The following is an 11,793-nucleotide window of genomic DNA, read 5'->3' as shown; positions in this document are numbered from 1 at the left end:
TTATGAATAAACGGATTTTTAGGGATAACCTTTGTCAAAGTTTGGAACTTTGACAAAGGTTTAGCGGAAGTTATTTCGATAACTCCACAAAATATTTATAAAACAACGGAATGGTTTCAATTCCTTTCAGGTAATTAAAAATTCCGAAGTGCTCATTAGGCGAATGAATCGCATCGCTATCAAGACCAAATCCCATTAATATTGTCTTGGATTTTAGTTCTTTTTCGAATAGAGCTACAATTGGAATACTTCCACCGGAGCGAACCGGAATGGCAGGCACACCAAACGTTTCGGAATAGGCTTTATTAGCCGCTTGATATCCAATACTGTCGATTGGCGTTACGTAACCTTGACCGCCATGATGTGGCGTCACTTTAACCTTTACCGATTTTGGAGCGATGCTTTCGAAGTGATTTTTGAACAATTCGGTGATTTCTACCCAGTCTTGATTGGGTACTAATCGCATAGAAATTTTGGCAAATGCTTTACCGGCAATAACCGTTTTGGCACCTTCGCCGATATAACCTCCCCAGATTCCGTTGACATCTAAAGTGGGTCGGATGGCGTTGCGTTCATTGGTGACATAACCGGCTTCACCATGAATATCAGCAATGTCTAGTGCTTTTTTATAATTGTCCAACGAAAATGGTGCTTTCGCCATTTCCGCTCTTTCTGCAGTGGTTAATTCTTCCACTTTGTCGTAAAAACCGGGAATAGTGATTTGATTATTTTCGTCGTGCAACGAAGCAATCATTTTAGCTAAAATATTTATAGGATTGGCTACTGCCCCACCGTATAAACCTGAATGCAAATCGCGATTGGGTCCAGTGACTTCCACTTCTACATAACTTAGTCCGCGAAGACCTGTAGTAATTGATGGTTGTTGGTTGGAAATCATTCCCGTATCGGAAATTAAAATCACATCGTTTGCCAATTTTTCTTGGTTTCTTTCGACGAACCAACTTAAACTTTTGGAGCCGACTTCCTCCTCGCCTTCAATCATGAATTTGACGTTACAAGGCAAACAATTGTTGGCTATCATGTATTCAAACGCTTTCACATGCATGTACATCTGACCTTTGTCGTCGCACGAACCGCGTGCAAAAATGGCTCCTTCCGGGTGAATTTCGGTAGTTTTAATAACCGGTTCAAACGGTGGCGATGTCCATAAATCCAATGGATCGGGTGGTTGCACATCATAATGTCCGTACACCAAAACCGTTGGTAAATTCTTATCAATAATTTTTTCGCCGTAAACGATTGGATACCCTGGTGTTTCGCACAATTCTACGAAATCGCAACCTGCTTTTTCGAGACTTGCTTTGACTGCATGTGCTGTATCAACCACATCCTGCGAATAGGCAGAATCAGCACTTACAGAGGGTATTTTTAATAAATCAATCAGTTCGTTAATGAATCGTTCTTTATTTTGTTGAACGTAGTTTTTTATGTTGTCCATTGTAAATTGTATAATAAGTATCAAAGATACAAATTTCAAATTCCAAAAAGGAAATTCCAAATACCAAAAAAGGAAATTCCATTATAGAAATTCCAAATCCCAAATTTCAAATCCCAAATTCCAAAACTTTTAGATTGAAGCTATTATTAAACCGCATCTTTTTTTTGGAATTTGGAATTTCTCATTTGGAATTTAAAAAAAAGGACTATATTTGCACCCACTTATTGAAACAGCTACTGTTTTATTCGCCCGCGGGTATGGTGAAATTGGTAGACACGCCAGACTTAGGATCTGGTGCCGCAAGGTGTGTAGGTTCGAGTCCTATTACCCGCACTTTTTAAAAATGCAAAACCCTTAAAATAAATGTTTTAAGGGTTTTTTGTTTTTCATATATTCCTCAAATACTTCGCTTTTTTTATTTAGCAATAATAAAAGTATTTTTGATGCCATGGGAAATACGATTAACTATCAATTCAAGAGAGTTTATGATTATTCAGAGTCCTTTGAGTTAGGACTTCGCAAAGGCAATTAAAGATTCAAGATCATGTTTATCAGCCTCTCTTAACGCCTTTATATAGTTGCCTCTTGCCTCTGTGGGTTTTACTAGATTAGCATTTCCCCAAGTAAAAATAGTTCTATTGAATAATTTTTCCATTATCAGATCTGCCATCAATCGAGAATGCCTACCATTTCCGTTAGCAAAACAATGAATGCTCACTAAACGATGTTTGAACCGAATAGCCAATTCTTCAGGTTCGAAGATTTTATTGTTAATCCAGAAAAGAGCATCATCCAACAGCTGTTTCAATTCAATTGCTATAAGATAACTCTTAATGCCGATGTTCTTTTCAGTAGTTCTAAAAGATCCTGCCCATTTCCATACTTCACCATACATTTTTTTGTGTAGATCTCTGATAAATTTCTCTGTAAACAATTGCTCTGCTTTTAGTTTTTTACCAAACGTCCATTGAATCGCTTTCTCAATATTGAGCTGTTCAAATTCGTCCAACTCCTCACGAGTGGTTATTGACCAAATAAGCAATCCCTCTTTCTCATTCTCATCAAGCGGTGTTTGATCTTCTATATATTCAATTGTTAATCCCATAGATACTTAGGCATTTCACGTTTGATTTCACTAGTTTTTTGTGCAATTGCCTGTTCAATTCGTTCCTTCGAATTTTGCTGGTCTTCCAATGCCATGGTATTGTTCGTCCGCATTACAATTTCGATTGCTAACTGCTTTGCTCGTTTTTCAATCATACTTTCTAACGAATCATGCTTAGAAACAAATCCATACACAAATTGCATATCCAAGGCATTGGCAACTTCACGTAATCTATTTAACGTAATTGTTCCATTGGCTTCTCGCTCTTCAATTTCTTTAACACTTTGAGGTGAAATCGACAACCTATTACCTAATTGACGCAATGACATTTTTAAGGCTATGCGAAATGCATTGACCCATCCTCTAGACGGCACAATAGCTATGCTCATAGCTTTAAAAGGAGTTATTTTTTTATCGGTTTGCTGTAAAAGCAAATACTGTTTATTATTTTTCATAAGGCTATAACCTGATAATTACAAAACAAAATTAAGGTTATAACCTTAAATAACCAAATTTATTTTAAGGGTATTGCCTTATAAGCATCTAGTTGCAATTGTGCTTTTGTAATTTGATAAAAACTTTACTAATAAACCTATGAATTTTTAATATTCTCTTCATCCCCTGATGCTGAACGAATCCTTTCGTGTGGGGTACAATAAAAAAAGTCCTTACCGTTTGCAAAATTGCCGGTTCCAACTCATGCTTTTCCATTAATTCAAAAATGGTAAAAACTTTCGTTGCAATTCAGAATCACAAGAAAGGATTCGGCAACCGAGCATTATTCTGCATAAAAAAAACCTTCAAATTGCTTTAATGGTTTTTTTTAAACTGAAAACAGAGCTGTTTTTAATAGTCCATTCTTGAATAACCAAGATTCACTATGCTTCCGTCCATTCTTTTGTATCCTTCTAAAAATGGATTTACGGTAACTGAATACGTCAAATCATAAATTAGTTCATAGCTACCGGAAATTACCGTGTATTCACAAACTAAATCTCCTTGCGGATTAAAACTCCAAGTTCCTGTTCCGGTTTCTCCATTATCCGTTATCGATAACGTTCCATTGACATTAAAATTAATTACTAGATTGGATGCTGTAACTGTTGTTGAAGCAGGATCCGAATTGTACCCTCCAGTAAATTCGCCCCCAAATTGATGTAAAAACAACACACTGGTAACCGCAGATCCGGCAGAATTTGTTGCTGTAACTGAAATGATGTTTTCACCCAAAGGTAAATCTTCATTCCATGTTAACATTCCGGTAGTTTCATTTATCGATACTCCTTGATAGTTGCTATTTAAAGTAAAATTTCCTTCTTCATTCCCCCAATTGATATTTGCAACTTCGAGATTTCCATTCGTATAAAAAGGAATCGGTAATTCTCCTAAATAATAAAAATCAGAAGGTGCTGAAACAATATTATCATCAATATCATCAGCACAGGAAACTAAAAAGGGAATACTAAAGAAAAAAACAAATAACACTTTAGCCGTTTTCATAAAAATTTATTTAAGATTTTACATTTTATTGAAATATATTAAAAAAATCAAATAAGTATGAATTTAATTTTAAAACTGAACAATTATTATGCCTAAATAATTCTGAATAAACTTAATTTATAATGATACGTTACCAATGATGACTTTTGTCTTAAAAATAAGTTAATCCAAAAAGTAAATTTTAAAAAATAACTACATTAGCTTTCTTTTAAATAATTTATTAATGAAATACACTATTTATTTAATTATACTAACAATGGGTTTGTCAAATTTTCAAGTAGAGGCTCAGGAATTGAAGCCAATTTACGCAAGCAATCCTTTTTTGAATTCCTATAAAACTCCTTTTTATGTTCCTCCTTTTCATCTGATTAAAAACGAACACTATAAACCGGCCACTCAAGAAGGAATTTTAATTCAACGTCGGGAGATAGATGGAATTGCAAACAATAAAAATATTCCTACTTTTGACAATACTATTTTAGCACTCGAAAATTCTGGTGACCTTTTAACTAAGGTAACGACAGTTTTTTATAATATTAATTCAGCTAATACGAATGACGAAATTCAAAAAATTGCTAACGAAATTGCTCCATTAATTTCAACTCATTCTGATAATATTAATTTAAATGAAAAACTATTTGCCAAAGTTAAAACGATTTGGAATCAAAAAGACCAATTGAATCTTACGCTTGAGCAAAATAAATTATTGGAAAAAACCTATAAAGAATTTGTTCGCAATGGTGCAAACCTAAATGCCTCTGATAAAGAAAAACTTCGTGCAATCAATAATGAAATTGCTGTTTTAACGCTGAAATTTGATCAAAATATTTTAGCTGAAACCAACAACTACGAATATGTTGTAAACAAAAAGGAACAATTAGCCGGTCTACCGGAAGAATTAATCACAGCTGCTGCAGAAACCGCAAAAGGGAAAGGAAAAAAAGGGAAATGGGTTATCACTCTATCCAATTCAAGTGTGATGCCTTTTTTGCAATATTGTTCGAATAGACAACTTCGGGAAGAAATTTGGAAAGCTTATAAAAACCGTTGTAATAATGGAAATGAATTTGACAACAATGCAATTGCTATTCAAATAGCAAATAGACGAACTGAAAAAGCAAGATTATTAGGTTATAGAACACATGCTCATTATGTTTTGGAAGAAAGTATGGCCAAAACACCGGAGAAAGTGATGACTTTTTTGAATCAACTTTGGACTCCTGCTTTAGAAAAAGCAAAAGTTGAAGAAGCTCAAATTAAGCAAATGATGATGGCTGAAGGCATAAAAGATAATGTTCAACCTTACGATTGGCGTTATTACAGCGAAAAAATTAGAATTGAAAAATTTGATTTAGATGAGCAAGAACTTCGTCCTTATTTCAGTTTAGAAGCGGTTACTAATGGCGTTTTTATGGTTTGTAACAAATTATATGGTTTACAATTTAAAGAATTAAAAAACATTCCAACTTATCATGACGAGGTTACTGCTTGGGAAGTAATGGAAAAAAATGGCAAACATTTAGGCATTCTTTATATGGATTTTTACCCAAGAGCATCTAAACAAGGTGGTGCTTGGATGACTTCCTACAAACCTCAACAAAAAGAGGGAGAAAAACGCATTCCACCCATAATTTCAATTGTTTGCAATTTTTCAAAGCCAACAGCTGATGCTCCGGCACTTTTCACTTTTGATGAAGTAACTACTTACTTTCATGAATTCGGTCATGCCTTACACGGTTTGTTATCGAATGTGTCGTATAAAAGTTTAGCAGGAACAAATGTTTACAGAGATTTTGTTGAACTACCATCACAAGTCATGGAAAATTGGGCAGCTGATCCTGCCGTATTAAAAATGTATGCAAAGCATTATAAAACGGGCGAAATTATTCCGGATGCCTTGATTCAAAAATTAGAGAATTCAGGCACTTTCGGTCAAGGATTTGCTACCGTTGAATACTTAGCATCTGCCTTTTTAGACATGGGTTTTCATACTTCTACCACTACAATTACAGGTACTGCCGAAGCTTTTGAAAATGAATCCATGAAAAAAATCGGATTAATTCCTTCCATAATTCCTCGTCATCGAGCAAATTATTTCAGTCACATTTTTGCCGGAGGTTATTCAGCAGGATATTACAGCTATATCTGGTCAGGTGTTTTAGATACTGATGCATTTGACCAATTTAAGAAAACTTCTCTTTTTGATAGCGAAAAAGCAAATTCTTTTAGAATTAATATTTTGGAAAAGGGAGGAACTGAAGAACCGATGGATTTGTATAAAAAATTCAGAGGAAGCGAACCAAGCATAGAGCCCCTTTTGAAAAAACGTGGTTTAGAAACGCCGTAAAATAATTCAGGTTATTGTTAATTCCAAAAAAAATCCCGGGATGATTGTTCATTTCGGGATTTTTTAGTTAAGCATGGTACACTCTCGAAAGAACAATTTTGTTGTCTCGAACTTCCAAAACCTCAGCCACTAAAATATCTTCTTCATTATCAACTGAGCGAACATATTCCATAAAAACGCGATCTGAATTAGCCGTTAATGAAGTAACTTTATAATTCAAAGACGGCAAACGATCAAAAGAATCTTTCCACCAATCACGCATCGCTTCTTTTCCAATCACTAAACCATTTGTTTCAGGTTTTCTGATTTTTAATTTCGGACTGAAATGTTGGGAATTATCATCATAAAGTGATAACAACTGTTCTAAATTATGATTATTGAATGCCTCAAACCATTTATAAGCAATCGACATGATTTCTTGTGAATTCATGTTAAAAATTCTTTAGGTTTATGATTTCTTGTTCCGTTAAGGCACGCCAATTACCTCGTGGCAAATTCTTTTTAGTTAAACCGGCAAAAGAAACCCGATCAACTTTTATTACATCATAGTCGAATTTTTCAAAAATTGCCCGAACAACTTTTACGTTGGGTGTACGAAGTTTAATGCCTATTTCTGTTTTGGGTTGATCATCAATATAACTAATTTCATCAACATATAAACGGTGCTCGTCAAAAGATATTCCACCCGCTATTTTTTCTAAATCTTCAAATTTTAAATTTTTATCTAATGAAACTTGATAGATTTTTGGTGATTTTTGATTGGGTAAACCAAATTTACGTATCATGTCCGTGTCGTTTGTAAATAACAACAAACCGGTAGTGTTTTTATCCATACGCCCGATTGCCTGCAATTTTGCCTGAGAAGCATTTTTAATCAATTCAAAAACGTTTCGCATATCACGATCATCTTCCACGGAAGTAGTGAAATTCTTGGGTTTATTTAATAAAATATATTCCTTTTTTTCGGGAACAATTGTTGCTCCATCAAAATTGACTACATCACCGGGTTTAACTTTATAACCCATTTCAATGATAACTTCGCCATTCACCTTTACATTTCCGGATTGAATGTAGATATCCGCATCACGACGGGAACATGCACCGGAATTAGCAATATATTTATTCAAACGAATATCATCTGATTTCATTTTTGGCTTGACTGCAGGTGGTGGAGTATCTGTAGTTACTTTTTTAGGTTTTTGCGAACGCTTAGCCTTTGCCGGTTTAGGCTTACTAAAACCCGTTGGTTTTCCTTTTGTATTTCTGTTGGAAGTTGATTTTCTGTTGCTTCCCTCTTTCTTGTTCATCCTTGAAAATTTTTGCAAAGATACGGAATTCGAAATTGGTTTGTCGACTTGTTTCAAAATCAAATAAAAAGAGACTTTTTTTTTAAATCGCTAAAACCTCCCGACCATGAATCAATACGGATGGTTTGATAAGAATTATGCTAAAAACCCCAGCAACAATTATGAATTTAATTATATTATGTAAAAGCAAATAATTATCTTTTGAATTCGAATTCCATAATTTCATTATAAAGAAAATGAGAACAATAAAACTGACATAAAAATAAATATCCATGTAACCAACATCATAAATTTCAATTAAAATATAAACGGGGAAAATGGAACATATTATTAAAAAAGTGATTACTTTTTTAGAAAATGATTCTCCTAAAATAACCGGAAGTGTTCTATAATTTTGAGTCATATCGCCTTTAATATTTTCTAAATCTTTTATCATTTCTCTAATAAGAATAAGTAAAAAAAGAAAAGAAGCATGAGCAAAAATGACATAGTATTTCTCGTTTCGAACATTTTCTAAAAGGCCATCTATTTTAAAATAATAAAGTAATATGCCGAAAAAGGGTAAAACCGCTAATAAAGCCGCCATTATGTTTCCGACAATTGGGTACTTTTTTATTTTATGTGAATAAAACCAAATTAAAAATATATAACTTGAAAAGAATAACGCGGCTCGCCAAGAAACTAGCATTGCCATCAAAAAAACTAAAAAATTGAGTCCGAAATAAACCTGCAACTTTGTTTTTTGAGAAACCAAACGGTCTAACATCGTTTTGTTTGGTTTGTTGATTAAATCTTTTTTACTATCGTAAAAACTATTAATTATATAACCAGAGGCAATAGTTATAGCTGAAGCAAAGACAATGACAAAAAGATTAAAATCGAGCAAGACATCAAGAGCTCTTAAATCTGTAGATAAAATAAAAATTGCCGCTAAATATTGAGCTAAAATGATAACCGGAATGTTATAACCTCTAACCACTGAAAACAAACTGATTATTTTCATTAAAATCAATTTATTTTTTCTGGATAATGCCATAGTTCATAAAAAATCAAGAATGAGAATCCTGATTATCTTTATTTAAAGCTATTAAAATTGATAAACTACTTCCAATTTATAATCCCTTAATGATTTTTTGGCTTTTTCAAGGTCTTGTGTAAAACCAAGAATATAACCTCCGCCACCTGAACCACAAAGTTTTAAGTAATAATCATTGGTGTCGATTCCGTTTTGCCAAATGTTGTGGAATTTTTCCGGAATCATCGGTTTGAAATTATTCAAAACTACTTTAGACAATTTTTTTGTATTTGAAAAAAGTGATTTCATATCGCCTTGCAAAAAGTTTTCTACGCAAGCGTCGGTATGTTTAACAAACTGATTTTTAAGCATTTTTCGGAAGCCTTGGTCTTTCAAATTTTCCATGAAAATATTGACCATTGGAGCAGTTTCCCCAATTATACCGGAATCTAACAAAAATACAGCTCCTTTTCCATTGGTAGTTTGTGAAGGAATGCCTGTTGGCTCAATATTATCTTTAGAATTAATCAGAATTGGTAAACTTAAATAGCTGTTCAACGGATCTAAACCCGAACTTTTTCCATGAAAAAACGATTCCATTTGCGAGAAAATAGCCTTTAATTGTAATAACTTCTCACGGGTTAAATTCTCTAAAACCGTGATGGTATTATTGGCATATTTATCATAAATAGCAGCCACTAAAGCTCCGCTACTTCCCACGCCATATCCTTGTGGTATAGAAGAATCAAAGTACATTCCTCTTTCGATATCTTGATTTAATACTTCCAGATTGAACGTAACCAACTCCGGTTGTTCGGTTTGCAATTGAGCTAAATAAACTGCAAATCGCTTTAAACTTTCGTTGGATTTTATAGCTTCCTGTGACGGATTTTCACTCACTTTCAATGCTCCGTTGTAAAAATTATACGGAATCGAAAGCCCTTTTGAATCTTTGATGATTCCGTATTCTCCAAAAAGAAGAATTTTTGAGTAAAAAAGAGGTCCTTTCATAATTAATTTACAATTGACAATTATTAATTGATAATTATTTTGACTTAGAAGTATTTATGATACTGATCAGTAATTTTAAAATTTCAATATTTTTAGCTTTAATATTAAGAAACTCTATTTCATTTAAAAACTTTGTTTCATATAACAAATCTAACCAATATTCTGTTTCATTAGCTTCTTTCAAAGAAATTGATAACTTGTGTACAAAATCTGCTTTACTTTCAGCTTGTTCTGCTTCTCTCACATTTGCACCAATGGACGTTCCTGAACGAAGGAGCTGTCTCGACAAAACAAATTCTCTTTTCTCAGCTAAAACCTTATAAAGGTAAACTATTTCTACCGCGAATTCAAAAGATTTTTCTTTAATTACATTTTTCTTTTCCATTTTTAATAATTGTCAATTGTTAATTGTCAATTATCAATTGAGTTCCACTGCCAATTTCGTCACAAATATACTGTTCGTTTTGACAATGCACAACTAATTCATTCTTAATAAATTGCAAAACTTCTTCGCAAACGTTTTCAGGATATAAAACATGAACGTTTGCTCCGGCATCCAATGTAAAACAAACCGAAATACTTGTTAGCTCTCTAAATTTCCAAATTTTATTGATAATTTCCAATGTATTGGGCTTCATTAAAATAAAGTATGGCATCGAAGTCATCATCATCGCATGTAGTGTTAATGCTTCACTTTCTACTAATTTTACAAATTCATTTACATCACCGATTTTTAAAATATTTTTAATTTTTGACAAATTTTGATGTGCTTGTTCAAACCTATTTTCTGCGAATGGATGATTATTCATCAAATCATGTCCTACTGTACTTGAAACTTGCTTTTCGCCTTTGTCAACCAGTAAAATTGTGTCTTGATAATTTTCAAAATTTGAATGAAGTTCAGCAAATTCAAAACCAAACAAATCTGAACTGTTTTCGGTTTCCTCATGATTTCCCCAAATAACAACTTTACCTTTTACACTTCGACAGGCACTTCCGGAACCTAATCGAGCTAAAAACGAAGCTTTTCGATTAAAATATTCAGCTGTCATTTGCGGATTTAACTGTTTTTCTAAACTCATAAAATTGACAGCCAATGCTGCCATTCCGGAAGCTGAAGAAGCAATTCCAGAACTGTGCGGGAATGTGTTTTGAGTGTCAATCGTAAAATGATAGTCTTTTAAAAAAGGTAAATACACTTCCACTCGTTCCAAAAAATTTTGAATTTTAGGTCGAAATGATTCCTTTGGTTTTCCTTCAAATAACAAATCAAATGAAAAATTAGGACTTCTTTCAATTTTAGAAAAAGTCAGTTTTGTTATTGTTTTACAATTTTTCAACGTAAAACTAATGGATGGATTGGCAGGAATTTGATTTTCCATTTTTCCCCAATATTTCACTAAGGCAATGTTGCTTGGTGCTGACCATTGAAAACTGCCCTTTTCGATTGTTTGAGAATAATTTTTCGGAATAAAATCTGAAGGCTTAAGCATGCAATTTATTTTTGGTAAAGATACATTTTTTGAATGATTCACTCTTTTTTGACAACAGATTTGTTACATTTGAATAAAAATCACCATGTCAAAATCTCTCAAAATTGCGATTGCTGTCATAGTTTGTATAGCAGTTGGTTATGGTGCCGGAATGGCTACACAATCTTCCATTGAAACGTGGTATCCAACGTTAATCAAACCTGTCTTTAATCCACCGAATTGGATATTTGCTCCGGTTTGGACACTACTCTATGTGATGATGGGCGTGAGTGCCGGATTAGTTTGGAGCAAAATGGAAGTTGTTCCTCTTTTAGTAAAAAAAGCACTTTGGGTATTTGTAATTCAATTGATTTTAAATGCGTTGTGGAGTTTTTTGTTTTTTGGAATGTGCAATCCGTTTTTGGCTTTCATTGAAATTTTGTTGCTTTGGTTGATGATTTTGGAAACCATCAAGCTTTTTAAACCGATTGACGCTTTGGCTAGTAAATTATTGATACCGTATTTACTTTGGGTAAGTTTTGCTACGCTTTTGAATGGTAGTATTTGGTGGTTGAAT

At 33.4% G+C, this 11,793-nt stretch carries 12 protein-coding genes and 1 tRNA gene; 3 read left to right on the top strand and 10 right to left on the bottom strand.

Annotated elements, in window-relative coordinates:
• Positions 1 to 70: 70 nt before the first annotated feature.
• The gene (locus ACIQ2Z_RS11400; RefSeq protein WP_396184277.1) at positions 71 to 1,459 is read right to left on the bottom strand and encodes a dipeptidase; all 1,389 of its coding nucleotides are present in this window, start codon (positions 1,457 to 1,459) and stop codon (positions 71 to 73) included.
• Between the two features lie 251 nt (positions 1,460 to 1,710).
• On the opposite strand from ACIQ2Z_RS11400, the gene ACIQ2Z_RS11395 reads away from it, so the two are divergent.
• Positions 1,711 to 1,792: transfer RNA gene (locus tag ACIQ2Z_RS11395), tRNA-Leu, on the top strand.
• A 175-nt stretch (positions 1,793 to 1,967) separates the two neighbouring features.
• Here ACIQ2Z_RS11395 and ACIQ2Z_RS11390 read toward each other — a convergent pair.
• The 3 genes from ACIQ2Z_RS11390 to ACIQ2Z_RS11380 form a co-directional block, all read right to left on the bottom strand.
• Positions 1,968 to 2,564 carry a mobile mystery protein B gene (locus ACIQ2Z_RS11390; protein WP_396184276.1) on the bottom strand — a complete coding sequence of 199 codons (597 nt, stop codon included), beginning with the start codon at positions 2,562 to 2,564 and terminating at the stop codon, positions 1,968 to 1,970.
• Entirely contained in the window at positions 2,555 to 3,019 is a 465-nt protein-coding gene (locus tag ACIQ2Z_RS11385) for a mobile mystery protein A (RefSeq protein ID WP_396184275.1), read from the bottom strand. The genes ACIQ2Z_RS11390 and ACIQ2Z_RS11385 overlap by 10 nt, the downstream gene beginning before the upstream one ends.
• Positions 3,020 to 3,410: 391 nt before the next feature.
• The gene (locus tag ACIQ2Z_RS11380) at positions 3,411 to 4,064 is read right to left on the bottom strand and encodes a hypothetical protein (protein WP_396184274.1); all 654 of its coding nucleotides are present in this window, start codon (positions 4,062 to 4,064) and stop codon (positions 3,411 to 3,413) included.
• Between the two features lie 223 nt (positions 4,065 to 4,287).
• Between ACIQ2Z_RS11380 and ACIQ2Z_RS11375 the strand changes: the two genes are divergently transcribed.
• Positions 4,288 to 6,411: a M3 family metallopeptidase gene (locus ACIQ2Z_RS11375; RefSeq protein ID WP_396184273.1), complete on the top strand. Its 2,124-nt coding sequence runs from the start codon at positions 4,288 to 4,290 to the stop codon at positions 6,409 to 6,411.
• 67 nt (positions 6,412 to 6,478) lie between these two features.
• On the opposite strand, the gene ACIQ2Z_RS11370 is transcribed toward ACIQ2Z_RS11375, so the two are convergent.
• From ACIQ2Z_RS11370 to ACIQ2Z_RS11345, 6 genes are all read right to left on the bottom strand, one after another.
• Entirely contained in the window at positions 6,479 to 6,841 is a 363-nt protein-coding gene (locus ACIQ2Z_RS11370) for a nuclear transport factor 2 family protein (protein ID WP_396184272.1), read from the bottom strand.
• Between the two features lies 1 nt (position 6,842).
• Complete coding sequence (locus ACIQ2Z_RS11365) at positions 6,843 to 7,718, bottom strand: pseudouridine synthase (RefSeq protein ID WP_396184271.1); 876 nt, start codon at positions 7,716 to 7,718, stop codon at positions 6,843 to 6,845.
• Between the two features lie 82 nt (positions 7,719 to 7,800).
• Positions 7,801 to 8,721, bottom strand: a complete 921-nt coding sequence (locus tag ACIQ2Z_RS11360) for a geranylgeranylglycerol-phosphate geranylgeranyltransferase (protein ID WP_396184270.1) — start codon at positions 8,719 to 8,721, stop codon at positions 7,801 to 7,803.
• Positions 8,722 to 8,805: 84 nt separating this feature from the next.
• Positions 8,806 to 9,744 (bottom strand): mevalonate kinase, encoded by a 939-nt coding sequence (locus ACIQ2Z_RS11355; protein ID WP_396184269.1) that lies wholly within the window; start codon positions 9,742 to 9,744, stop codon positions 8,806 to 8,808.
• Between the two features lie 34 nt (positions 9,745 to 9,778).
• A complete protein-coding gene (locus tag ACIQ2Z_RS11350) occupies positions 9,779 to 10,129 on the bottom strand; it encodes a four helix bundle protein (RefSeq protein WP_396184268.1) in 351 nt (116 codons plus the stop codon).
• A gap of 19 nt (positions 10,130 to 10,148) precedes the next feature.
• The gene (locus ACIQ2Z_RS11345; RefSeq protein ID WP_396184267.1) at positions 10,149 to 11,237 is read right to left on the bottom strand and encodes a diphosphomevalonate/mevalonate 3,5-bisphosphate decarboxylase family protein; all 1,089 of its coding nucleotides are present in this window, start codon (positions 11,235 to 11,237) and stop codon (positions 10,149 to 10,151) included.
• A gap of 85 nt (positions 11,238 to 11,322) precedes the next feature.
• Here ACIQ2Z_RS11345 and ACIQ2Z_RS11340 point away from each other — a divergent pair.
• On the top strand, positions 11,323 to 11,793 hold a 471-nt coding region (locus ACIQ2Z_RS11340), incomplete at its 3' end, for a TspO/MBR family protein (protein WP_396184266.1).

Source organism: Flavobacterium sp. (assembly GCF_044361015.1).
Taxonomy (GTDB): domain Bacteria; phylum Bacteroidota; class Bacteroidia; order Flavobacteriales; family Flavobacteriaceae; genus Flavobacterium.
The sequence above is the reverse complement of the archived record's forward strand: the minus strand, read 5'-3'. Positions and strand labels throughout refer to the sequence as shown.